This window comes from Azospirillum endophyticum (assembly GCF_016595245.1).
Taxonomy (GTDB): Bacteria; Pseudomonadota; Alphaproteobacteria; order Azospirillales; family Azospirillaceae; genus Azospirillum; species Azospirillum endophyticum.
This window is the reverse complement of the sequence record NZ_JAENHM010000063.1, coordinates 77,552-101,721: the sequence shown is the minus strand read 5'-3', so window position 1 is coordinate 101,721 and position 24,170 is coordinate 77,552. Positions and strand designations below refer to the sequence as shown.

Here is a 24,170-nt window from a genome sequence, read left to right as displayed (position 1 = left end):
CTCTAAATCAACCTTGTCACGTCAAGGAGCCGAGCGATGTCGATCGAACTGCCCAAACCCATAGCCGACTATGTCGAGGCCAATGCACAACTCGATGTGGACGGCATGTTGAAGCCTTTTGCCGCCGACGCGGTCCTCTTCGACAACGGAAAACGTCACGAGGGCCATGCCGCGCTGCGAACCTTGTTTGAGGACGAGGTGATTGCGGTCAAGGCCATCTTCACGCCGGACACCGTTCGCGGCGAGAACGGCCAAGTCGTGGCCGAAGGCCCTGCCCATGGCGACTTCAAGGGCAGCCCCATCCGATTCACCTATCGCTTCACGATCGAACACGACGCGATCAAGGCCTTGGAGATCACGGCATGAGCATCAAGGCTGATCCAACCGAGTTCGCCGGAAAACGGGTGCTCGTCAGCGGCGGCACCAAGGGCTTGGGCCGCGCTACCGTCGATCGCTTCCTGGCCGGCGGCGCCCGGGTGATCACCGCCGCCCGCGGAACTCCACGGCCGATCGACGGCGTCGAATTCGTCCAGGCAGACCTGACGACAGCCGAGGGCGGGGCAACCTTGGCCAAGGCGGCGCTCGAGCGTATGGGTGGCATCGACATCCTCGCTCATGTGATCGGCGGCTCGGCCTCGCCTGCCGGCGGCTTTCTTGCCCTGACGGAAGATCACTGGCTCGCCGAGCTGAACCTCAACCTTTTGGCCAGCGTCCGCCTTGATCGCCTCCTGGCCCCGCAGATGATGGAACGGGGTGCCGGCGCGATCGTGCATATCACGTCCATCCAATCGATCCTGCCGCTTCCCGAATCGACCACTGGCTACGCCGCCGCAAAGGCCGCGCTCCGGACCTACAGCAAGTCGATCTCCAAGGAACTGGGACCGAAGGGCGTGCGGGTCAACGCCGTCTCTCCCGGCTGGATCATGACGGAGTCGTCCGTCGACTTTCTCGAGCGTCTGCAGGCCGCCCATGGCGGCACGATCGAGGAAGCGCGGCAGGTTGTCCTCGATGCCCTGGGCGGGATCCCGATCGGGCGTGCGGCCGAGCCCGATGAGGTCGCCGATCTGATTGCCTATCTGGCCTCGGATCGCGCCGCCGCGATCCACGGCGCCGAGTTCATCATCGACGGCGGCACCGTGCGGACTGTCTGAGGTCATCGCCCCGACGTTCGCCTTCCGCGGCGGGCGTCGGGCGTCGGGAAGCGGCGGGTCCGGTGGCGTAGGGATGACGCTCCCGGCCGCCAGTTTCGTCCACGCCCGCCTTGTCCCAGGCAGATCGGCTGCTCGCAAACCGTTCACTGCATCCTGAAAACCGCACCGAAAAGCCTGTTGCGTCCTTCTCCGTTCAAGGCTGTGACGGCTTCGCCCTGCGTTGCGTGAAATATTGTGCCGGCGTGCTTCCCAGAGCTTTCTTGAACATCGTGATGAAGGCGTTGACCGACTCATAGCCCAGCTTGTCCGCCACGGTCTGTACCGCAGCCCCGCTGGCCAGTTCGCGAAGCGCAACGACGAGGTGCAACTGCTGCCGCCAGCGCCCGAAGGTCAGCCCCGTCTCGCGGATCATCAAACGGGCCAGCGATCTCTCGCTCATCGCGACGCGCTTCGCCCAGTCCGCCAACGTGCTCCGGTCGGACGGTTCGATCGTCAGGGCGTCGGCGATCGCCCGGATCTTCGGATCGCTGGAGATGGGCAGGTTGAAGTGTTCACGCGGCATCCCGGCCAGCTCGTCCAGCGTCACCCGGGCAAGACGGGCGGCATGGCTGTCCGCCAGATAGTCCGAAACCTCGCCGGTCAGCCGGTTGACCAGTTCCCGCACCAGGGGCGAGATCGACAGGGTGCAGCAGACGTCGGGCAGGCTCGCGGCTCCCGGCTCAACGAACAGGTAGCTGAGCCGGGCGTTCGCGGTGGCTCTGACGCTGTGCGGCATGGAACCCGGAATCCAGACTCCGCAGTCGGGCGGCACGATCCAGATCTCGTCGCCCGCGGTGCAGGTGACGGCGCCATGCAGCGCCAGGATCAGCTGTCCTCTTCGATGCGCATGCACCGGCACTTCCGCCTTGTATTCCGTGAAGTCGAGCAGGCGCGCGACCGCAGGCCGGTCGTCGAGATCGGGATCGAAGACGGAAACGGCCGACCGTGACGCGGAGATGGGTTTCGGCATGATCGACTCTGGCCACACTCGAATTTGGCGTGATTTAGGGATTTTTTGACAGGATACCTAATTTATCCGGTTGCGCAATGCGCCGATACTCCCGGGCATGAGAACCGAACCTCCTTCGAACCGGCTTTTCGCCGTCGCCGGGATCGCCATCCGGATCGCGGCACTCGGGCGCGCGTGGTCGTTGCCGTCCCGGATGCCGGTGCTGCGGGCGGATGTGGACGCGCTGCTCTTCTCGGCGAAGAGCTTCGCCGCGGCGATGCTGGCCTACTACATCGCGTTGCGCGCAGGAGTGCCGAAACCCTCCTGGGCCATCGTCACCGTCTACATCGTTTCGCAAAACTCGGCCGGCGCGTCGCTCAGCCGCGGCGTCTATCGCTTCGTGGGGACAGTCGTCGGTGCCGTGGCGACCGTGGCGATCATCCCCGCTTTCGTGAACGAACCGATCGTCTGCAGCGTGGTCCTCGCCTGCTGGATCGGCCTGTGCCTCTACCTCTCGCTGCTCGACCGCACCGCGCGGGCCTATGCCTTCGTCCTGTCCGGCTACACCGCCAGCCTGATCGGCTTCCCCGGCGTGTTCAATCCCGCCGCCATCTTCGATACGGCGTCGGTGCGGGTGCAGGAGATCTCCATCGGGATCCTCTGCGCCGTCCTGGTGCATCGCTTCGTCCTGCCCAAGCGCATGACCGGCCAGTTCACCGCCAAGCTGTCGGCAACGCTGCGGGACGCCCGCCGGCTGGCGGGCGATGCGCTCCGCGGAAGCTCGGGGCAGGAAACCCGCCGCGACCGCGACCGGCTCGCGGGGGATCTTCTCGCCCTGCAAGGGCTGGCCGGCCATCTGCCATACGATCCGGTCCCGGTGACGCCGAGCCGTGAAACGCTGCAGCTGATCCATGACCGGCTTGCGCGACTGCTTCCGCTGGCGACGGAGGTCGAGGACCGCATCCATGCCCTCCGCGCCGGAGGCCATCCCGTGCCCGAGGAATTGGCCGCGCTGCTGGATGGAGTGGAGCGTTGGCTCTCTGCCGCCGCCGACGCCGATGCGGCCGGGCGGGACGCCGGTGCGGTCCGGCTGCTCGACCACGCCCGGACGGTGCGGACACGCATCGCCGCGCAGGCCGCGACGGCCGGCGACCGGCTCGCGGCCAACCTCGCCGGTCACCTCGCCGAGACCATTGGCCTGCTTCACGAATGCGACCGGCTCGAACGGAACCTCGCACGCGCCGCCGCCCGGCCGCCGGACGCCGCATCGCATCTCCGATCCGGGCGTGCGACGGGCTATGTCTATCACCGCGATCCCTGGATGGCGGCCCGGGCCGCGCTGGGCGCGGCCGCCGGCATCGTCATCGGCTGTGCGTTCTGGATCTGGTCGGCCTGGCCGGAGGGCGGGATGGCCGTCTCGATCCTGGGCGTCTGCTGCGCCCTGTTCGGCAATGTCGACACGCCAGCGCCGAATGTCGTCAAATACATGGCCGGCTCGGTCGTCGGGGTGGCGGTCAGTCTGGTCTACAGCTTCGTCATCCTTCCCCGCGTGGGGGATTTCGCCGGCCTCGTCGCGGTGCTCGCACCGGCCTTCCTGGTCGCCGGTTCCCTGCAGGCGCGGCCCCCGACGACGTTCATGGCGCTCGGCATCACCCTGACGATCCCGATCCTCTCGGGGCTGGGCGCCACCTATGCCGGCGACTTCGCCGGGTCGCTCAACAGCGTCGTCGCGCTGTTTGCGGCGACGGGGTTCGCGGTCGTGAGCATGAGCCTGTTCCAGACGATCCCGGTCGATGCGGCGATCGGCCGGCTGCTTCGGCTGAACCGGCGGGATGTCAGGCGGCGGGCCCTGGGCGGCGGACCCGACGAGGCGCATTGGACAAGTCTCATGATCGACCGGACGGCGCTTCTGCTCCCCAGGCTCCGGTTGTCCGGGACATCCCATCCGGATGTGCTTGACGACACCTTGCACCACCTTCGTGTCGGGCATGCCGCCGGTCGGCTTCATCAGGCGATCCGGCAGGTCGATGCCAAGGGCGGTGCTGGCGAGGACGGCCGGATCGGCAACGACGGGCTCGAGCTTCTCACCGCCATCGCGCGGCACTTCGGCCCCGGATACCGGGCGGAACCTTCCGATGCCGTCGCTCTGCATCGGCGCATCGACACCTTGATGGCGCGGATCGCCGAAAGCTCGACCGCGGACCGGGTTCGGCTGCTCGATTTGCTCATCGACCTCCGGTTCGCCCTGGACCCGGGCCGCGCACTGACTTGGGAGACCGACCGATGATCCTCGATCTCGACATCGGAGGCGTTTTTCTCCCCGGTCCGCTGGTGCTCGCCCTCGCTGCACTTGCCGGCACCGTCGCGGTGGTCCGCCTTTTCGCGGCCACGGGTTTCTTCCGCCTGACCGCCAGCCGGCCGCTCGTCGAACTGGCCACCTTCGCCCTCCTCTACGGCCTGCTCCTGCAGGCTCTGCCATCCAGCGGAACATTCCAATGAAACCTGTGCTGTCCCTGCTCGGGCGCTATGCCCTGACCCTTTGCTTCGGCACGGTTGCCGCTCTCGTGGCGCTGCAGGTTTGGACGCACCAGGAGCAGACGCCGTGGACGCGCGATGCCCGGGTGAGCGCGGAGGTCGTACAGATCGCGCCGGAGGTGTCCGGGACCGTGGGCAGCGTGTCGGTTGCCGACAATCAGTATGTGCATCGTGGCGACATCCTCTATGCGATCGACGCCAAGCGGTTTTCGCTCGCCGTGGCGTCCGCACAGGCCGATGCCGAAGCCAGACGCCAGGACATGCTGGTTCGCCAAGCGGCGGCCCGGCGGCGAAGCCAACTCCGCGAGGTCATTTCGCAGGAGGATCTGCAACAGACGGCCGGCGCCGCCGCACAGGCAGCGGCAAGCTATGACGCTGCGGTGGCTGCGCTCGATCTCGCCAAACTCAATCTCGCACAGGCGACGGTCCGGGCGCCGGTCGACGGGTATGTCACCAATCTGCGGCTGCGGCCCGGCGACTATGCCACGGCCGGCGTGACGAGGATCGCCATCCTCGATGCGACCAGCTTCTGGATCACCAGCTATTTCGAGGAAACGAAGCTGCGGCGGATCCGTGTCGGCAGCCCGGCACGGGTCATGCTGATGGGCTTCGACGAGCCGCTTTCCGGCCATGTCGAAAGCATCGGCCGGGGCATCGAGGACAGCAACGGAACTCCCGGTCACCTCGGCCTGCCGAATGTCGAGCCGACCTTCAGCTGGGTCCGCCTCGCCCAGCGTATCCCGGTGCGCATCCACATCGACCGGGTCCCGCCCGGCGTCGAACTGGCGGCGGGCATGACGGCGACCGTCGCGGTCGAGCCCGCGACCGCCGCCGGCGCGCTGTAGGGCGATCCGTTCGTCCTGTCGACGGCAGCTCCGCCGAACCGGCGGGCCGGACGGCGAAGCGCCTCCCGGCCGCAGGAGAGTCCGGCATCTATCGCCGTCGAAAATGCCGGGCACGCCAGAATATCCTGCCATCGGCGCGCTTGCGGGGAGCCTTCGGAAGAAACCTCCGGAGCGCTCGCGCTAACCTCGCATCGGCAGGCGATCCTTGCCTGCCGCAAGCGGATCGGCGCGTGCCGGTTCCATCCTCAAGCGCAGGCGCAATGCCGAGACTCCCGGGTGGCCGCCAGCCGGCGATGCGATGATCCGACCCGCAGCGGAGACCGGGCCGGTCTGCGAGGTCGACTGGACAATGATGGAGAGCAGACATGCCCTTGCGCTTCGCAAAAGCAACCGACGAGGCTTACCGGTACCCTTTGACGATTCGCCACCTTCTGGACCGGGCCCTGACCACCTCGGCCGATCAGGAGATCGTGTACCGCGACCAGTATCGGTTCACCTACCGGGAGTTCGTGCAACGCGTCGGACGGCTGTCCTCGCTGCTGTCCTCGCTGGGCGCGGAAGAAGGGATGACGATCTCGGTGATGGACTGGGACAGCCATCGCTACCTTGAAGCGTATTTCTCCATTCCCATGATGGGCGCGGTGCTGCAGACGGTCAACGTCCGCCTGCCGATCGACCAGCTGCTCTACACGCTCGTCAAGACGAAGCCCGGCCTCCTCCTAATCCACCGCGACTTCTTTCCTTTTCTGGACGAGATCCGGCAAGCCGTCCCCGGTCTGAAGGCGATCATCGCGATCATGGACGGGACCGGCGAGCCGGCGCCCGCATGGGCAGCCGGGGACTACGAGCCGTTGATCGCAGCCGCCGATCCCGATTTCGATTTCAAGGATTTCGACGAGAACGCGATCGCGACGACCTTCTTCACGACCGGGACGACGGGGAATCCGAAGGGGGTCTGCTTCAGCCACCGGCAACTGGTTCTCCACACCTTGGCCCTGTGCGGTCATTCCGGCGATACGCGCCATCGTGGATTCGGTGTCGACGACGTGTACATGCCGCTCACGCCGATGTTTCACGTCCACGCCTGGGGCATGCCCTATATCGCGACGATGCTGGGGCTGAAGCAGGTCTATCCGGGGCGCTATGACGCCGACATGATCTGCAGGCTGCGCACCGAGCATCGCGTCACCTATTCGCATGGTGTCCCGACCGTTCTGCAGATGGTAATCGCCGCGGCAGACCGCACCGGAACGGACCTGTCCGGCTGGATGATGGTGGTCGGCGGTTCGAGCCTTACCCCGGTGCTGTTCGAGGAGGCCCGGCGCCGCGGCATGGAAATCATCGGTGCCTACGGGATGTCCGAAACCGCGCCGATCCTCACGGTAACCCGCCGCTCGCCCGGATCGGAACCGGGGGCCGCGGACGAAAGCCATCTGCTGACCAGGGCAGGGGTGCCCATCCCGCTGGTCGAGGCGCGGATCGTCGACGAGGACATGAACCCGCTTCCCAAGGATGGACGGTCGCGCGGGGAATTGGTGGTGCGCGCTCCCTGGCTCACCCCCTGCTATGTCGGCGACGAGCAGGGGTCGAAGGCCCTGTGGCGCGGCGGATGGCTCCACACCCAGGATATCGCGACGATCGACGGGAACGGCAACGTGACGATCTGCGACCGCCTCAAGGACGTCATCAAGAGCGGCGGGGAATGGATCGATTCGATCCAGTTGGAGGGCATCGTCGCGACCGCCGACGGTGTCGACGAAGCGGCCGTCGTCGCCGTGCCCGATGACCATTGGGGCGAACGGCCCCTGGCCGTGATCGTCGCCGCCCCCGGTGCGACCGTGACCCTGGGAACGCTGAACAGGCCGATCGAGGCGGCGATCGAGGGCGGTGCGATCACGCGATATGCGAAACTCGACCGCTTCATCGCCGTCAGCGAGCTGCCGAGAACGAGTGTCGGGAAAATCGACAAGAAGACCCTGCGCGCCCGGTTCGGATCCGCCCAAGCCGAGGGATCGGCCGCCACGGAGCCCCGCGCGACCTGAAAGGATACAAAATGCTGAGGATGGATCGTTTATCCACGACGCTGGTCCGGCTGACCATGGACAGGCCGCCCGCCAACGCGCTTTCCTTCGATCTGATCCAGGCGCTGGCGGACGATCTCGCCCGGTTCGGCGAAGAGGCCGATCCGCCGGCAGTGATCCTGACCGGCGCCGGTGAGCGCTTCTTCAGTGCCGGTGGCGACATTCGCGAAATCACCGCCAGAGCGGACGCCGCGATCCCACGCATGCGCGCCTTCCACCGGCTGCTTGTCGCGCTCGAAGGCTATCGCTGCCCGCTGCTGTGCGCCGTCAACGGCTATGCGGTGGGCGGGGCGCTGGAACTGGTTCTGTTTGCGGATCATGTCGTGGCGAGCGAGAGCGCGAGGTTCGGCTTTCCCGAAATCAATCATGGGCTGCTTCCCGCCGCGAAGGGCATGCGGCAGGCGATGGAGCGCCTCGGGCGCCGGGCTGCCGAGCGTCTCCTCTATTCCGGGGAGCTTGTTTCGGCGCAGGAGGCGAAGGCGATGGGCCTCGTCGATGACGTCGTCGGTTTCACCGATTTGCAGGACCGGACCCGTGCCGTCGCCGAGACGCTTCGCCTCAAGGACAGGCGGTTGTTCTCGGCGATCAAACGGACCTTCACCGATGCGCCGGGGATGACCGACGAGGAGCTTGAAGCGCGCACGCTCGGCGACATGCATGATTACCTGAACCGCGAAGAGACGGCCGCGGCGCGTGACCAGTTCCTCCAACGCAAGGCGAGGCAGCAGCATGGCTGAGGGCGATCATCTCCGGCTTGAGTTCATGACCTCGTCCGAGGTCGCTCTCGCCATCGCGGGCGGCACCCGGACCATCGTCATCCCCTGCGGGGCGGTGGAGCAGCATGGACCGCACCTGACCCTCAGCGTCGATGCCGACCACGCGGACCATTTGGGCATCCTGGTGGCGAAGGGCGTGGGAGGCGCGCTGGTGGCGCCGACCATCAGGGTCGGCTGTTCGTCCCACCATCTCGCATTTCCCGGCACGATCTCCCTGCAGGACAGCACATTCGAAATGATCTGCCGGGATTACTGCACCAGCCTGGCGAGACACGGCTTCGAACGCATCCTCATCTTCTCCGCCCATGTCGGCAATTGTCCGCCCTTGGCCAGAATGCTGCCGCGATTACGGTCGGCCGTGCCCGGCTCCTGCCGCATCTCCGCCTTCACCGATGCGAAGGCCTGGCTGGAACGGTGGCGCGATGCCGTCGAGGAAGCGGGGGGCGAGCCGATCAAGGTCGGCGGCCATGCCGACATCGCCGAAACCTCGCTGATGCTCGACCTCCACCCCGAGCGGGTGCGCATGGAGCGCTACGAGGCCGGAAGATTGGGGCTCCTTTCACAAGGCGACCTGGAGCTGATGTGGCGCGACGGGCTTGCGGCGGTCAGCGCCAACGGCATTCTCGGCGACCCCGACGGGTCCTCGACAGCCATCGGCCGACACTGCATCGAGCGCATCGCCTCCCTGCTCGTCGAAGGCTTTTCGCAAGAAGGTCCGGTTTGACACCTTGCCGGGGGTGAAGAGGCGTGGGCGGCGAAGGCGCGTCGCCGCTGCCGCCGGCCATTGCCGCCCGCCATTGCCGCCCAAGGAGCCAGGCAATCATTTTTACACAGAATAATATTCTGAGCGCACAGTCGGTAAGGCCGATCTTCGGCAGGCTCTGCCGCCCGCTTCATGACAAGCTTCCAACCATCGAAGAGGCAATCCAAACAAACCCGAGAGGGCATCCAAATGGCAGTCAAGTTCGGCTTCTGGTCCGAGCAGGAAACCCTGGTTGGGCAAAGCTATTCGCGCCGGCTTCATGAGCTTGTCGAAGAAGCGGTATTCGCCGAGAAGATGGGCTTCGACATCGTCAGCCTGTCCGAGCAGCATGTCGCCTTGGGCGGGATCTCCAGTTCGGCCCCCGAAGTCGTATATGGTTACCTCGCGGCCGTCACGTCCCGCATCCGGCTGAGGCCGGCGGTCTCGCTGATGCCCAAGAAGATCAACCACGCGCTGCGCACGGCGGAACGGGCCGCGGTCACCGACATCCTGTCCAACGGGCGCATGGAGCTGTATTGCGGCCGGGCGAACACCACCATCGCCATGCGCGCCTTCAACGTGGAACCCGCGGAAACCCTCGAGCAGATGGAGGAGGGGATCGCGCTGATCCGCGAAGCCTTCAGCAAGGACATCTTCACCTTCGAGGGCAAGCATTATCAGGTTCCGCCGCGCATGCTGGTGCCCAAGCCGCTGCAGAAGCCCTATCCGCTGATGGGCATCGCCGCGACCAGCGAGCGCAGCCATGTCTGGGCGGCCCGCCAGGGGCTCGCCGTCCTCAGCCACACGCTCTACCAGGGCTGGGATGCCCAGGCGAAGATGGTCGAAGCCTACCGGTCGAACTGGCAGCGGGATCCGAACGGCCCGCTCGACCGCCCGCGTCTCGGCATGCCGGTGTTCCTCGGGATCGCCGAAACCGATCAGGCGGCGAAGGACATCTATGCCGAGCCGCTGATGCAGTACGCCCGCATCTCGACCGATGCCTATCCGCGGCTCGCCAAGATCGCGGACGACTACGCCTATATGGGGGAGGGGCTGGAAGCGCTCCAGCGCGCGGCCACCGACTGGGATTATCTCCTCAACGACTCCGCCAGCCTGGTTTGCGGCAGCCCGGATACGGTCATCCGCCAGCTGGAACGCTTCATCGAAACCGGCGCCGAAGAAATCCTGTTCCACATCGACTCGGTTTCACACGCCGAGATCATGAAGGCGATCGAGCTGGTCGGACGCCATGTCATCCCGCATTTCAACGACCGCAACAACGTGGTGCGTCCGACCGACGAGATCCTCGAACAGATCCGCAGGATGCGGAAGACGAGCGCTTCGGCCTGATCCCCCGTCGACCGATCTGAAGAGAGTCTCCCATGACCGACAAGACCTATAGCGGCCTGCTCGTCGAGAAGCGCGCGAGCGGCGTGGCCATCATCACCCTGAACCGGCCGGAAATCCTCAACGCCATCGACTGGCCGATGCATTCCGCGCTGGAAGAGCTGTTCGTGGACCTCGACAACGACCGGGCGGTCAAGGCCGTCGTCCTGACCGGTGCGGGGCGCGGCTTCTGCTCCGGCGGCGATCAGAATGCGCTCGACGATGATTTGGGGCCGATTTCGCCGACCCGCTCCGGGCGTCACCTCATCCGCAACATGCTCGAGCTGGAATGCCCGCTGATCGCCGCCGTGAATGGGGTCGCCGTCGGGCTGGGCGCCACGCTCGCCCTGTTCTGCGACGTCGTCTTCGCGCAGCCCGGAGTCCGCTTCGCCGACACGCATGTGACGGCCGGCGTCGTGGCCGGCGACGGCGGCGCGGTGATCTGGCCGCTCCTTCTGGGGCCGGTCCGGGCGAAGCATTATCTGATGACCGGGGACTTCATCTCGGCGGAGGACGCGGCAGCGGCCGGAATGATCAACAAGGTCGTGCCGGAAGGAACCGTCGTCGAGCACGCGGTCCGTTACGCCGAGATGCTGGCCTCCGGCCCCCGCGACGCCATCGTCTGGACCAAATACGCCGTCAACAAGCTGATCAAGGAGCAGGTGCACCTGAATCTCGACACCGCCGGCGCGCTCGAGATGCTCACCTTCCACAGCCCGGAGCGCAAGGAGGCCGTCGCCGCCTTCCGCGAGAAGCGCAAACGCTTTGCAGAAGGCGGCAATTGAGATGGGCGGGCCGCATTCCTTTTTCCCGCCCGTTCCGTCCTCCATTGCCGCATCCGCGATCGACCCTCCACCGGCCGCGCATGAAGACGGGACGCTGCCGTCGCTGCTGCGCGACCGCCGGGACGGCAGGGGCGAGGCCGTGGCGTTCTTCCAGAAACGTGCCGGTACGTGGCACGCCACGACCTGGGGTGAATTCGCCAGGGATGTCGCGGCGCTTTCGCGTGCCCTTCTCGATCATGGTCTGGAGAAGGGGGACCACGTCGCCATCATGGGGGACATCTCGCAGGACTGGGTGGTCGCCTACATGGCGACGGTCTGTTCCGGCGGCGTGGCGGTCGGAATCTATTTCACCTCTTCGACGGAGGAGGTGGAGTATTTCCTGGAGGACTCCGGAAGCAAATTCGCCTTCGTCGCCGGAGAGAAGGAACTCACCATCCTTCTCCGCAGCCGGCAGGTGGAGACGCTGAAGAAGATCGTCGTCTTCGATCCGGCGGTTCCGTCATCGAAGACCATCGTCTCGCTGCCGCGGTTTTCCGCCTCGTCGTCCTCCGATTGTTCGTCGCTGCTCGACGAGCAGGCCGGCAAGGCGCGTCCGGAAGACAATGCCAGCATCGTCTACACCTCCGGGACGACCGGCAATCCCAAGGGGGCGATCCTCACCCACCGGTCGCTGATCGAGGGGCTGATGACCACCCGAGGCTTTTGCCCGGCGCTTTTCCGCGAACCCCAACGGGTGGTCGTCCATCTTCCTCTCTCCCATGTCGTCGGGCTCGGGCAGGGGATCGTTCTTCCCCTCATCAGCGAGGTCACGCCCTATTTCGGCGAGACCGGAGCGGATTTCGCGACGACCATCCGGGATGTGAGGCCGACCTATTGGATGGCGCCGCCGCGCTTCTATCAGCGCTACGCCGCCGAACTGGTCAGCAGGATCAATGCGTCGGCTTCGATCGGCAGGAAATCCTACCGCTTCGCGATGTCCATTGCCCAGAAGGCGCTGGCGGACCGCCAGGCGGACGGTCCGGACGATCCCTTTCTCCAGGCGCTTTTCGCGACCTGCCGCGATCGGATCTTCCTGCCGCTCCTGGCGGAGATCGGTCTGGACCAGCTCACATACCCCTATACCGCCTCCGCGCCGATGCCGCCGGACGTCGTGAAGCTGTGGCAGACCTGGGGGGTGAACCTCAAGGAGGTCTACGGGCAGACCGAACTGGTCGGAGCGAACACCGGGCAGATGCGGGACTGGTCGAAGCCCGGCACGATCGGCGTTCCGATTGCCGATCCCCGCTGGAAGACCAGGATCGCCGGCGACGGCGAAATGCTGGTGACGGGACCCGGCCTGTTCACAGGCTACCTGAACAAGCCCGACGACACGCTGGAGGCCTTGCGGGACGGATGGCTCCACACCGGCGACATCGTCGAGGTGCGGCCCGATGGCCAACTGGCGATCATCGACCGGAAGAAGGAGATCATCAACACCTCCGGCGGCAAGTCGATCAGCCCGGCGCAGATCGAGAACGAATTGCGGCGAAGCCCCTACATCTCGGAAGCCGCGGTCTGCGGCGACGGACGAAAATACCTCGTGGCGCTGATCGAGGTCGACCGCATCGCGATGACGGACTGGGTGAAGGGGCGGAATGAAACGATCGACGACTACGCGGATTTCTGTTCGTCGGAAGCGGTCATCCACCTGATCGAAGGGGAGGTCGCCAAGGCGAACCAGAGGCTGGCGCCCGTCGAGCAGATAAAGTCGTTCCGCATCCTGCCCGAAGAGCTGTCGGCTGAGAATGGGGTGATGACGGCGACCAGGAAAAAGCGGCGCAAGGTGCTGAACGAGCGTTACGCGGCGCTGATCAATTCACTCTACGACGATTCCGAGGATTCGCTGATCCGTCAGGCGCTGTCGAACATGTGATGCGGTGATCGGAGGAAGATCATGACGATGCTGCCCTGCACTCCACGCCATCCCTTTCTGTCCTCGACGATGGAGATCATCGAAGAGGCCCGCAACGGCAGAATGTTCATCCTCGTCGATGACGAAGATCGGGAGAACGAGGGCGATCTCGTGATCCCGGCGCAGATGGCGACGCCCGAGGCGATCAACTTCATGGCATCGCATGGCAGGGGCCTCATCTGCCTGGCGCTCGGCAAGGACCGGGTCGACCAGCTCGGTCTCAAACTGATGAGCGCGGAAAACGGCACCCGCCACGGGACGGCCTTCACCGTTTCGATCGAAGCGCGCGAGGGGGTTTCCACCGGCATCTCCGCGGCCGACCGGGCGCGGACCGTGGCGGTGGCGATCGACGCGGCCAGGGGCCCCGACCAGATCGTCTCGCCGGGCCACATCTTTCCCCTGGTCGCCCGACCCGGCGGCGTGCTGGTCCGCGCCGGCCATACCGAGGCGGCGGTGGATGTCGCGCGCCTTGCCGGCCTCAATCCGTCGGGCGTGATCTGCGAGATCATGAGGGAGGACGGGACGATGGCCCGCCTCGACGATCTCGTCGCCTTCGCCCAGCGTCACGCGCTCAAGATCGGCACGATCCGCGACCTGATCGCTTTCCGCCGCCGCCACGATCATGAGGTCGAGCGTGTCGTCACCGCGAAATTCGACAGCCGATGGGGCGGGGAGTGGAGCGCCATCACCTTCCGCATCAAGGCGATCGAGACGGAAGCGATTGCCCTGGTGAAGGGCGAGATCGACGGCAGGCCGACCCTGGTGCGCATGCACGCGCTGGATATCCTGTCGGACGTGCTCGGCCAGAGCGGGGATCGCGGCGATATCGTCGCGCGGTCCATGCAGGAGATCGCCGCCGAAGGGAGGGGCGTGATCGTGCTGTTCAGCCGCGATGTGCCGATCTCGCAGCTTCTTCGGGTGAAGGCGGGGGAGCCGCTGGTCGACAAGGCCGAACTGCGCAACTATGGCGTCGGCGCCCAGGTTCTGGCGGAACTCGGCATTCACGACATGATCCTGCTGTCCAACTCTCGGCATGTCCCGGTGGCGCTGCGGGGCTATGGGCTGAACATCGTGGAGCACCGGACGCTGCCGGTCGCCTTCGCGCCATAGCGCAGGTCGCGCGGATCGCGGCCGCCGTCCAACACAGATGCCGAACGACCGCTCCGGCGGCGCCAACCCGGGTCGGCGGCATGTCATTCCACTGCCTTGCGTGAGGGTCACCATGTCAGGACAAGATTTTCCCGTTCCGAACCCTGTGGAGACGGCAGCCTTCAGGAGTGCATTGCGGGCCATCGTCGGGTCGGTCTCGATCGTGGCGTCGGGCCAAGGCCCCGACAGGCGTGGCCTGACCGTCACCGCCGCGGTTTCCTTGTGCGTCGAGCCGCCGATGGTTCTTGCCTGCATCAACCGCAGTGCCGAGGCCCATGACGTCATTCTCCGGACCGGCGCCTTTTCCTGGAACGTTCTTGCCGCCGATCAGGTCCAGCTGGCGGAACGCTTCGCGGCGATCGACGGCAGCAAGGGCGCCTCCCGTTTCTCCCCCGCCGAATGGGACGAGAGGGTTACCGGGGTTCCGGTCCTTCGCCAATCCGTTTGCAGCTTCGATTGCAGACTACAAAACAGCGTCGAAGTTGCCACCCATACGATCATGATCGGCGCCGTCGTCGGCCAGAACCACAATCAGTCCAAGGTTCCGCTGATTTACTCTTCGGGCAGGTTCGGACGAATGGAATATTTTGAATCCGTTGGTTAGGACGAATTCCCTGCGTTCTCGTCATCACCGTATTGAAGGCGGGAAGGGCAGGGCTTCGGACCGTTTTTGAGCGCCTGCTTGGAAACGTCTATCGGTGATCCGGTTCTTTTCCGATCCGTCATCCCCGCGGAGGCGCTACGGCATTCACACAACTCGCTTCTGCGAACGAGATGCGGCCGTCTCTAGCGAATAGCCCTTCTCCCCTTGCGGGAGAAGGGTTGGGATGAGGGGTGCTGCCCGGCCCAACGGGGGGCCGGGAAGGTTGCCACTTCCCCCTCACCCCAACCCCTCTCCCGCGAGGGGAGAGGGGCTTTTCTCAATGCCAGGCTGCATGCATTGTTGCAAGCGCGAGATCTGTCCATCCCGTAGCGCGAAGGCGGGGATCCGGGGTTTCCAGTGCAAGTGTCTGCAAAGTCTGGATTCCCGCCTCCGCAGGCCGGATCAGGATCCGGGCAGCCCTTGAAAACGCCCTTCGGCATGAGCGGCTGTGGCGGCATCGGTTAGCGCCACACTCCGGCATCCGAAGCTATGCCGAGTTCTCTCAAGTGAAATCGGAAGACCGAACCCTGGCTCGTCCGTAAAGACCGGGGAAGGGCTTCCTTGTCTCAACTCCAATAAATCTTCGCAGGGAGCAAAGATGGGAGACATGATTCTATCGGCACATCGAGCCATGTGGTGGACAAGCCTTGGCATTCGCCGGAAATCGGCGATCGTTGTTGCCCTGTCGATCGCTTGGCCAGCCCATGCCTGGGAATTCAAGGAAGGAGACTGGTCGGGGGGAATCCGGGCCGTCGCCACCGTCGGAACGGCCATTCGCGCCAGTCCCATCGATCCGTCCCTGGTTCCCGCCGGCGACGGCGCACGGCTCCGGCTTGAAAGCGCGGCGCCGGGAGGCGTCAATTCCGATGACGGGAACCTGAACTACAGGAGGGGTGATCCGGTTTCCACCGTCGCCAAGGGGATGGTCGATTTCGAGGCCAACAACACCGAAGGGTGGGGCGTCTTCACCCGCGTGAAGGGTTGGTACGACCATACCCTTGCCGAGGGGCATGTCGCGCTGGGCAACCTGCCGAACAATTATGCCGGCGGTCCGTTGTCCGACCGTGGTTTTTCGCAAGGCGCCAAGTTCCGCGGCATCTCCCTTGCCGACGCTTACGTCAAGGGTCGGTTCTCCGCCGGTGGGCTGCCCATCTCGTTCAAGGCGGGCCAGCAGACCGTCGACTGGGGACCCGCCTTCACGATTCCCGGCGGCCTCCGCGACATCAACCCGCGCGACTTCGCGGCATTGTCCCGGCCGGGCTTGCAGCCGCAGGAAGGAGGCAAGCCGTTCCTGGCGCTGTCGGGCAAGGTCGACCTCTCGTCGACCGCGAGCCTCGACGTCTTCTATCAGCTGCTGGCGGCGACATCGACGCAGCCGGGCTGCGGAACATTCGCCGCCACCGCCGATTATGCGTCACCGGGGTGCGACGAGGTCATGGTGTCCAATGCCTTGTCCTCGGTCGACGGACTGTCGACCGGACGATTCCTGAAGCGCCGGAATGATCAGACCCCGGGCAATGCCGGCCAGTTCGGCGTCGGCGGTTCCTATCTGGTGCCAGACATCGGCACCCGGTTTTCGCTCCACTTCACCAACATTCACTCCCGGACCGGCTATGTCGAGGCCGATCGGACCGGCCGGAGCGGCACCATCTTCCTGCCGGGAGATCCGGACGGTTTGAATCCGGCTTATCGCTTCCAGTACCCCAAGAACATCAAAATGCTGTCCGGCAGCTTCGCCACCAGCGTTCCCGCGATGAAACTGCGGGTCGCCGGCGAGCTCGATCATAAATTCAACCAGCCGCTCGCCTTCAATGCACCCGATCTTTTGCAGGCGGCGGTGAGCGAAACCGGCGTGTTGGCCCGGGATTTCGCATCGGTGCCCCGGGGCGGGGCGTTCGCCGGTTACGAGCGCTTTCACGTCACCCAGGGGCAGTTCGCCACATCGGGCGATATCGGCGGGGTGATCGGCGGCACTTTGACCCTCGGCGGCGAGGTCGGCGCCAAATATGTCCACGATCTGCCGGATCCCAATTTCCGCCGCTATGGCCGGTCGGACATCTTCGGAACCGGCCCCAACAACGGCTTCTGCGCGGCCGGGGCCAATCCCAAGGCCTGCACCACCAAAGGCTTCGTGACGCCGTTCTCGTGGGGGTATCGTCTTCAGGCGAGCCTGAGCTACCAGGATGTTCTGCCGGGGGTGAACCTCAAGCCGTCCGTCGCCTTCGCCCACGATGTCAACGGGACATCCTATGACGGCGCGTTCAATCAGGGGCGCCAGATCCTCCGGTTGGCGCTCGATGGCACGGTCAGGGACCGCTATCTCTTCAACCTGACCTACCAGACGACCTTGGCCGGTCCCTACGACCCGCGCGCCGATCGCGACGTGTTTCTCATCAGCACGGGCGTCAAACTCTGAGCGCATGCCGAGCCGCAGGCCGGCCGCACGCAAACCCCCGCGCCTCCCGACACCGCGTTCCGACCGAAACCGACCCGGCCCCCCTGTGCCCGGTCTTTTTGGAGACTGCCGTATGACCGACGACGCAACGACCACGGTGTCGGTGCCGCAGCCGAAACCGCAGCCGAAGCCGATTGGCATGACGATCCACTATCGGCGCTATGCCCTGACCATGCTGTTCCTCGTCTACATGCTGAACTTCGTCGACCGTCAGATCGTCAACATCCTGGCGGAACCGATCAAGCGCGAACTCGGTCTCATGGACTGGCAGCTGGGGTCCTTGACCGGACTGTCCTTTGCCATCTTCTACGCGACGCTGGCGCTTCCGATCGCGCGGTGGGCGGAGCGTGCGAACCGGGTCAAGATCGTCGCGCTGTCGGCGATCACCTGGAGCCTGTTCACGGCGGTCTGCGGCGTGGCCCAGAACTTCACCCAGCTGTTCCTCGCCAGGGTCGGCGTCGGTGTCGGCGAGGCGGGCTGCACGCCGGCATCCCAGTCGCTGATCAGCGATTACACGACAAGAGAGAAGCGGGCCTCGGCGCTGGCCTTCTTCTCCATGGGCATTCCTGCCGGTTCGCTGGTCGGGATGGTAGTCGGCGGCCTGATCGCGGACAGCCTCGGCTGGCGCGCCTCCTTCGCGCTGGTCGGGGTGCCCGGCATCGCCCTTGGGCTGCTGGTCTATTTCACGCTGCCCGAGCCGCGGACATTCTCCGTCGCGGCCAGCAAGGCGCAAAGCGCGCCCAGCCTGAGGGAGGCGCTGGGCGAACTCGGCGGGAAGCGGACCTACATCTGGCTCACGGTCGCGATGGTGGCCATGAGTTTCGGGATTTACAGCAATCTTGCCTTTCAAAGCTCCCACTTCCTGCGCAATCACGCGGAAGGGTTGGGCGCGCTGGCGGCCAGGCTGAACGACCTCACCGGGATTCAATTGGGTCCCACCGGTTTCCTCGGTACGGTGCTGGGCCTGATCGTCGGCATCTGCGGCGCCGCCGGCACCTGGCTGGGCGGCCGGGCGACGGATCGCGCGGTGGCGCGCGGCAGCCTGGACGCCTACGCGACCATTCCGGCCGCCGCGGCCCTGTGCCTGCCGTTCTCGCTTTTCGCGACGTATCTCACCTCGAACACCGTGGCGGCGCTTTGCCTGATGGGGTTGCCGATGCTGCTGCAGTCCATTTATTACGGCCCCATCTTTGCGGCGGTCCAAAGCCTGGTGCGTCCGCGCACCCGGGCGACGGCCACCGCCATCTTCCTGTTCTTCGCCAATCTGATCGGGCTTGGCCTTGGACCGCTGTCGGTCGGCCTGATCAGCGATTTTCTCGCGCGGTCGATGGGGGCCGGCGACGGCATCCGCTGGGCGCTGATCAGCACGTCGCTCGTCTATGTCCTGGCGGCGATGGCCTTCATGGTGGCGCGAAAGACCATCAGGCAGGACATCGTGAGCTGACAGGGTAAACTGCGGCAGCCATCCGCGCGGTGACCGCGATGCCGGTCCCCGAACATGTCAACGGCTCTCGATCCCGCCCAAGCAGGATCGGGGGCCGTTGGCATGACGTCGGCATGACGTCGGCATGAGAAGGGCGACGCGTCGTCAGTTCGTCCCGCCTTCGGCCCGGTCCTGCAGATACCGGCGCGGCGGCTGCCCCATGTGTTTCCTGAACATGGCGGTGAATGCGCTTGGAGAATCATATCCCAGTTCCTGGGAGATCGCCTGGACCGTGGCGCCCATCGACATCCGTTGGACGGCGATCACGATGTGGAGTTGCTGGCGCCACCGGCCGAACGACATTCCCGTCTGTTTCTGGATGAGTCGGGCCAGCGTGCGCTCGCTCATGGCGACTGTTGCCGCCCAGTCCCGGATGGTCCTGCGGTCGTCCGGCGCCTCCAGCAATTGGGCGGCGATGCGCTGGATCCTGGGATGGGTGGAAACCGGGAAGTGGAGCGGCTCCGCCTTCATCTGTGCAAGCTCGTCCAGGATGACCTGGACCAGACGGCTCGTCGGACCTTCCAGGGGATAGAGCGGCGGCATGTTGGCCAGGTGAAAGATCATCTCGCGCAGCATCGGGCTGATCGAAAATGTCGCGCAGGACTCCGGCAGGGGTGAAATCTCCGGATTGATGAAGACGCAGTATGACCGGCCTCTGTCCGACATGGAAACGCTGTGGGGAATCTCCCCCGGGATCCAAACCGCTCCGTTGGCGGGGACGATCCGAAGCCCGTCGAGCGTCCGGCACATGACCGACCCTTCCGCCGCCACCACCAGCTGACCTTTCCGGTGCCGGTGGATCGGCAGCTCGTCGTCATCCACATTGCGTTGGACAAGAAAGGAGACCAGCGGCCGGGCGAGCTCGTCGGGATCCAGCGTGGCGAAGCTGACGCGCAAGCCAGTGAGATCCCACGCCCCCGAGGTCACCTCGCCGGACGCCGGGGCTTCCGGCCACTTCGCACCAATCCGTGCACTCTTCGGCAATGTTGCGGCCTCCGTGCGTCTCGATGCGGACCTCGGTCCGAATTTGACAGTTTCGCGACATAAAATGGCAATCCCATAGATACTGCCATTGGTTCGCCTCGGATACACTCTGCCGTATGCACAGTCGAATGGCAGAAGGGAATGCGCGCTGCATTCAAATGGGTTTGTTCCGCGGAATTTCCTGCCGTTCTTCGCTTCGGTTCCAAGCCAAGCCGTCAAGAATACAACAGGGAGTCATCATGATGAACACGCTGACGCTCGACCGAACGGACATCAAGATCCTCAACGAGCTGCAAAAGGATGCAAATCTGACGAATGTCGAGCTTGCCGGCAGAATCAACCTCTCCCCCTCGCCCTGCCTGACGCGGGTGAAGAAGCTGGAGCAGACCGGCATCATCGACCGACGGGTCACCCTTCTGAATCCAAAGGTGATGGGGCTGGAAATCAATGCCTATATCCAGGTCAAACTCGACAAACAGCCACAATCGGCACTGGAGAATTTCCGCGATGCCGTCGAGCGGATTCCGGAGGTGATGGAATGCAACTGGATGACGGGCGACTGCGATTTCCTTCTGCGCGTGGTCGTTCGGGACGTTGAAGAACTGGAACGGTTGATAGCGAGCAAACTGTCGAAAATAGAGTTCGTTGCCACCATCAGATCCAATTTGGTGCTGAAGCAGATAACCTATAAGACGGAGCTGCCCATCAGTACCTCCCAGGCGATCGTCATTCGATTCTGACGGTGCCGCCGCCCATTTCCGGGGCCGAGCCTGCTGCAGGGTATCCGGCTGATGCCGCCGATGAGCCAGGGGGCCGCGACGACGCGTGGCAAGGCGGTGCGCATCACGACAGCGGCAAGGCGGCGCCCCCGTCCCCATACGGTGACGCCTTGGCGGAGATCATCGACGGTCTGAGACCGAGATGATCCGACGCCGCGGGCGATGGCGCAGCCTGGATGCCGTCGGGTTCGCCACCCCGGAATAGGTCGACTGGTTCAACCACCGACCTATTCTCGAGCCCATCGGCAACGCCCCCCGCCGAGCCCGCAGCGCGCCGCTATGCCCAAGCCGAGCACGTCGCCATGGCAGCGTGGGCAGGGCGATCTCTTGCCCTGCCTGCCTCCATGCAACACGGCTACGCCAGGTTTCAACGCGAGGAAAGGAGGACAGTGCCCATCTTGCCCGGCCTTTCGACAAAGGCAGCGGCTTCGCCGACCTCCGCGAGGTCGAAGGTCTTCGCTACCGGGAAGAGCTCCGGCCTCCCGGCCGCCAGTTCGAGCGCCAATTTGAGATCGGCCTTCCGCATTTCCGGAGACAGCTCCGCCCAACGGCCGACGGTGACCCCGGAGATACGGATGCCACGCGTCGAGACGTAGAGTGCCGGAATGGAGATCGGCTGCCCCGAAAGGTCGCCGTAGGATATGAGGCTGCCGCCTTGGGAGAGAAGGCCTGCGGCGGCGCTCGCCGTTTCGCCTCCGACCGGGTCGAGAACGACGCCGACCGGCCGGCCGTCCGCTGCCGAGACGACCCGCTTCTCCCAGCCGGATTTGTCCGTCGAAACGACGGGAAGATCCGGGAAGACAACGTTGAGTTCGTTCACGCCCGCCTCGCGTCGAACGATGCCGACCACATCGTATCCACGCTCAAGAAGAAGCCCGATCGTCAATCGGGCGACGGCGGAGCCGGCTGCGGTCAGGACGACGACATCGCGGCCGGGTTTCGCGCCGGAAGCCTCGACCGCCCGTAGGAGAAGGGCCGTGGTCAGCGGGTTGACGTGGAGCTGTGCCGCGGCCTCGTCGGAAACGGTGTCGGGGATTTCCGTGACATAGTCGGCGGACACGACGGCCTTTTCGCTCCAGGCGCCGCGGCCGGGGAAGAAGGCGATGCGGGCGCCTGCAGCCAGGGCCACGCCTTCTCCGGCCTGCTCGACGATGCCATAGCCTTCGAAGCCGACGCGGACGCCGCCTTCCGGCAGGACGGAGCCGGGCTGGTAGCGCCCGGCGACGCCGAGAAGATCGCCATGATGGACCGGACGAAGAAGGACACGGACGAGGACCTCGCCGCGACCGGGTCCGGCGGGATCGGCGACGTCCACGGCCCGAAGAACCTCTTCCGGCTTGCCATGCTTGAAATAGACTGCCGCACGCATTTTCAGGCCTCCTGTGGGGGAGCAGCCCGTGGCTGCTCCCGTTGCCGTCAGACCTGGGCCTGTCCGCCGTCGGCGAAGAGTTCGGCTCCGTTGACGAAGCTTGCATCGTCGGACGCGAGGAAGAGCGTCGCCTTGGCGATCTCCTCGGATTCGCCGACACGGCCGAGCGGGATGCGCGAAGCGAGGTAGTCGAGCAAGCCCTGCTGCTGGTCCTTGTCGTCGCCGGCCAGTTCAACCAGACCCGGTGTCCGGGTGGCGCCCGGCGAGACGACGTTGACGCGGATGCCGGTGCCCTTCAGGTCGAGCGCCCACGAGCGGGCAAGGTTGCGCACGGCGGCCTTCGAGGCCGAGTAGACCGAGAAGGCGGCCGTGCCTTCGATGCCCGCCGTCGACCCGGTGAGCACGACCGAGGACCCCTTGCCGAGCAGCGGCAGCGCCTTTTGGACCGTGAAGATGACGGCCTTGACGTTGCGGCCGAAGGTGTCGTCGATCTGTTCCTCGGTGATCTGGCCAAGCGGAAGCATGCTGCCGCCGCCGGCATTGACGACGAGAACGTCGAGACGGCCCTGTTCCGCCTTTACCTGGGCGAAGAGCTTGTCGAGATCGTCGTTGCTGCTGGAGTCGGCCTGAACGCCGACGGCGGCGTGACCGATTTCCGCAACGGCCTTTTCGAGAGCGTCCTTGCGGCGGCCCGTGATGTAGACCCGGGCACCTTCGGCTGCAAAGAGCTTGGCGGTCGACAGGCCGATGCCGCTGGTGGCGCCGGTGACGACTGCGATCTTGTTGGCGAGTCTGTTCGTCATGGTGATTTCCTTTTGAGAGCGTGCGGAAGGGATCGGCCCGGGTTCGCCCGGACCGTCGGATGCTTGAAACTGTTCCGGGAGGTGGCGCCGGCCTTTGGCCTTTCGTCGCCGTCCGATGAGCTGAAATTAGGCCGTCATCCTGCCGTCGGGAAGCTGCCCGCGGTGGAGGCATCATCCATGGGAATGGATGATGTCGGTTGCACCGGCGCCTCGCCGGGCATCGGCGGCCTCGAACACGGTCGCCGCCCAATCGGCGAATGCGCGAAGCCTGGGGTTTGGAAACCGATCCGCCGGGTAGACGAGATGCAGGGCGTGATTCTCCGGCTTCCACTCAGGCAGCAGTTCGACAAGCGTCCCGGCCTGGAAATGCGGCCTTGCGAAGAAGCCGAAGCTCTGCCCGACGCCGAGACCGGCCAGCAGAGCGGTCAGATGCGCCGTACTCTCGTTCACCGCGATGCCGATCGAAGCCGGACGCTCGATCTTCTCATCGCCATGCTGGAAGCGAAGGGGAAAGCGTTTGCCGGAAGACGCCGAGAAATAGCTCACGATCCGGTGGCCATCCAACTCGTCCGGATGCGCCGGCGCCTGCCTTCCGGCCAGATAGCCCGGTGCGGCGCAGACGACGTAGTCGAGCTCGCACAGCTTCCTGGCCTTCAGGGACGAATCCGGCAGGGCGCCGCCGCGGATGACGCAATCGATGCCCTCGCCGATGAGATCGGCCGACCGGTCACTGACACCCAGCAGCAGATCGATGTCCGGGTATTGCCGCTGGAAGTCGTCCAGTACGGGAATGAGGATCCGGTTCGCCAGGACGGAGCCGATGTCGACCCTGAGCCTTCCCTTCGGAGTGCTGCGGGAACCGGCGACCGTTCCATCCATGTCGTCGAGATCGGCCAGGAGCCGGAGCGCCCGTTCGTGATAGGCCAAGCCTTCGTTCGTCATCGTCACCGAGCGGGTCGTCCGTTCCACCAGCTTCGTCCCGAGATGCACCTCGAGATCCTGCACCAGCTTGCTGACCGACGATCGCGGCAGGTTCATCGAGTCCGCGGCTTTCGCAAAAGAGCCGGCTTCGGCAACACGGACGAAGGTGCGGATCGCGAGTATCTGGTCCAAACCGCAAGCTCCATGGCTTCTGGATCGGGTCGCGCGAAAGCGGACTCGCTTCGAAGCGGGAATCCGATCGCCGAACAAAGGCTACAGCTTTGGGGAAAGCTCCACCATATCCCGGCCTCCCGACGGATGGCCCGCTGTCCCGCGGACCGCCC

The 24,170-nt window shown here is 65.3% G+C and carries 21 protein-coding genes and 1 pseudogene; 17 read left to right on the top strand and 5 right to left on the bottom strand.

Translation table 11 applies throughout. From position 1 onward, the window contains the following. Nucleotides 1-36: 36 nt before the first annotated feature. Together JHL17_RS23865 and JHL17_RS23860 are read left to right on the top strand one after the other, a co-directional pair. Nucleotides 37-366 carry a nuclear transport factor 2 family protein gene (locus JHL17_RS23865; protein ID WP_200197005.1) on the top strand — a complete coding sequence of 110 codons (330 nt, stop codon included), beginning with the start codon at nucleotides 37-39 and terminating at the stop codon, nucleotides 364-366. Beyond that, the gene (locus tag JHL17_RS23860; protein WP_200197003.1) at nucleotides 363-1,151 is read left to right on the top strand and encodes an SDR family oxidoreductase; all 789 of its coding nucleotides are present in this window, start codon (nucleotides 363-365) and stop codon (nucleotides 1,149-1,151) included. The genes JHL17_RS23865 and JHL17_RS23860 overlap by 4 nt, the downstream gene beginning before the upstream one ends. 193 nt (nucleotides 1,152-1,344) lie before the next feature. On the opposite strand, the gene JHL17_RS23855 is transcribed toward JHL17_RS23860, so the two are convergent. Then, the gene (locus JHL17_RS23855) at nucleotides 1,345-2,160 is read right to left on the bottom strand and encodes an AraC family transcriptional regulator (RefSeq protein WP_211113541.1); all 816 of its coding nucleotides are present in this window, start codon (nucleotides 2,158-2,160) and stop codon (nucleotides 1,345-1,347) included. Nucleotides 2,161-2,257: 97 nt separating this feature from the next. On the opposite strand from JHL17_RS23855, the gene JHL17_RS23850 reads away from it, so the two are divergent. The 13 genes from JHL17_RS23850 (at nucleotide 2,258) to JHL17_RS23790 (ending at nucleotide 18,931) form a co-directional block, all read left to right on the top strand. Further along, nucleotides 2,258-4,426, top strand: a complete 2,169-nt coding sequence (locus JHL17_RS23850; protein WP_200197000.1) for an FUSC family protein — start codon at nucleotides 2,258-2,260, stop codon at nucleotides 4,424-4,426. After that, nucleotides 4,423-4,638: a DUF1656 domain-containing protein gene (locus JHL17_RS23845; protein ID WP_200196998.1), complete on the top strand. Its 216-nt coding sequence runs from the start codon at nucleotides 4,423-4,425 to the stop codon at nucleotides 4,636-4,638. The genes JHL17_RS23850 and JHL17_RS23845 overlap by 4 nt, the downstream gene beginning before the upstream one ends. After that, nucleotides 4,635-5,519, top strand: coding sequence for an efflux RND transporter periplasmic adaptor subunit (locus JHL17_RS23840; protein WP_200196996.1), 885 nt, complete (start codon nucleotides 4,635-4,637; stop codon nucleotides 5,517-5,519). Before JHL17_RS23845 ends, JHL17_RS23840 begins: the two co-directional genes overlap by 4 nt. Nucleotides 5,520-5,884: 365 nt before the next feature. Further along, the gene (locus JHL17_RS23835) at nucleotides 5,885-7,561 is read left to right on the top strand and encodes a long-chain-fatty-acid--CoA ligase (RefSeq protein ID WP_200196995.1); all 1,677 of its coding nucleotides are present in this window, start codon (nucleotides 5,885-5,887) and stop codon (nucleotides 7,559-7,561) included. Between the two features lie 11 nt (nucleotides 7,562-7,572). Then, a complete protein-coding gene (locus JHL17_RS23830; RefSeq protein WP_200196994.1) occupies nucleotides 7,573-8,337 on the top strand; it encodes an enoyl-CoA hydratase/isomerase family protein in 765 nt (254 codons plus the stop codon). Next, complete coding sequence (locus JHL17_RS23825; protein ID WP_200196993.1) at nucleotides 8,330-9,100, top strand: creatininase family protein; 771 nt, start codon at nucleotides 8,330-8,332, stop codon at nucleotides 9,098-9,100. The genes JHL17_RS23830 and JHL17_RS23825 overlap by 8 nt, the downstream gene beginning before the upstream one ends. Before the next feature lie 228 nt (nucleotides 9,101-9,328). Continuing rightward, entirely contained in the window at nucleotides 9,329-10,468 is a 1,140-nt protein-coding gene (locus tag JHL17_RS23820; protein ID WP_200196992.1) for an LLM class flavin-dependent oxidoreductase, read from the top strand. 32 nt (nucleotides 10,469-10,500) lie between these two features. After that, a complete protein-coding gene (locus JHL17_RS23815; RefSeq protein ID WP_200196991.1) occupies nucleotides 10,501-11,289 on the top strand; it encodes an enoyl-CoA hydratase/isomerase family protein in 789 nt (262 codons plus the stop codon). A 1-nt stretch (nucleotide 11,290) separates the two neighbouring features. Next, on the top strand, nucleotides 11,291-13,201 hold the full coding sequence (locus tag JHL17_RS23810; RefSeq protein ID WP_200196990.1) for an AMP-dependent synthetase/ligase: 1,911 nt from the start codon (nucleotides 11,291-11,293) through the stop codon (nucleotides 13,199-13,201). 21 nt (nucleotides 13,202-13,222) lie between these two features. Beyond that, complete coding sequence (gene ribB / locus JHL17_RS23805; RefSeq protein ID WP_200196989.1) at nucleotides 13,223-14,350, top strand: 3,4-dihydroxy-2-butanone-4-phosphate synthase; 1,128 nt, start codon at nucleotides 13,223-13,225, stop codon at nucleotides 14,348-14,350. Nucleotides 14,351-14,387: 37 nt separating this feature from the next. Beyond that, complete coding sequence (locus JHL17_RS23800; RefSeq protein WP_247893775.1) at nucleotides 14,388-14,993, top strand: flavin reductase family protein; 606 nt, start codon at nucleotides 14,388-14,390, stop codon at nucleotides 14,991-14,993. 637 nt (nucleotides 14,994-15,630) lie between these two features. Continuing rightward, entirely contained in the window at nucleotides 15,631-17,448 is a 1,818-nt protein-coding gene (locus JHL17_RS23795; RefSeq protein ID WP_200196988.1) for a DUF1302 domain-containing protein, read from the top strand. 112 nt (nucleotides 17,449-17,560) lie between these two features. After that, nucleotides 17,561-18,931: a spinster family MFS transporter gene (locus tag JHL17_RS23790; RefSeq protein WP_200196986.1), complete on the top strand. Its 1,371-nt coding sequence runs from the start codon at nucleotides 17,561-17,563 to the stop codon at nucleotides 18,929-18,931. A 144-nt stretch (nucleotides 18,932-19,075) separates the two neighbouring features. Here the strand turns inward: JHL17_RS23790 and JHL17_RS23785 are convergent, their stop codons facing one another. Next, the gene (locus tag JHL17_RS23785) at nucleotides 19,076-19,867 is read right to left on the bottom strand and encodes an AraC family transcriptional regulator (RefSeq protein ID WP_247893774.1); all 792 of its coding nucleotides are present in this window, start codon (nucleotides 19,865-19,867) and stop codon (nucleotides 19,076-19,078) included. 326 nt (nucleotides 19,868-20,193) lie between these two features. Here JHL17_RS23785 and JHL17_RS23780 point away from each other — a divergent pair, with 326 nt between their 5' ends. Next, a complete protein-coding gene (locus JHL17_RS23780; protein WP_247893773.1) occupies nucleotides 20,194-20,694 on the top strand; it encodes an Lrp/AsnC family transcriptional regulator in 501 nt (166 codons plus the stop codon). Nucleotides 20,695-20,831: 137 nt separating this feature from the next. Next, nucleotides 20,832-21,044, top strand: a pseudogene (locus tag JHL17_RS23775) (IS3 family transposase); the annotation flags it as partial. A 56-nt stretch (nucleotides 21,045-21,100) separates the two neighbouring features. On the opposite strand, the gene JHL17_RS23770 reads toward JHL17_RS23775, so the two are convergent. The 3 genes from JHL17_RS23770 to JHL17_RS23760 all read right to left on the bottom strand — a co-directional run bounded on the left by JHL17_RS23770 (nucleotide 21,101) and on the right by JHL17_RS23760 (nucleotide 24,096). Then, nucleotides 21,101-22,102, bottom strand: a complete 1,002-nt coding sequence (locus tag JHL17_RS23770) for a zinc-binding dehydrogenase (RefSeq protein WP_200196983.1) — start codon at nucleotides 22,100-22,102, stop codon at nucleotides 21,101-21,103. A 47-nt stretch (nucleotides 22,103-22,149) separates the two neighbouring features. Continuing rightward, a complete protein-coding gene (locus tag JHL17_RS23765; protein ID WP_200196981.1) occupies nucleotides 22,150-22,905 on the bottom strand; it encodes an SDR family NAD(P)-dependent oxidoreductase in 756 nt (251 codons plus the stop codon). A gap of 171 nt (nucleotides 22,906-23,076) precedes the next feature. After that, nucleotides 23,077-24,096 (bottom strand): LysR family transcriptional regulator, encoded by a 1,020-nt coding sequence (locus JHL17_RS23760; protein WP_200196980.1) that lies wholly within the window; start codon nucleotides 24,094-24,096, stop codon nucleotides 23,077-23,079. Nucleotides 24,097-24,170 lie beyond the last annotated feature (74 nt).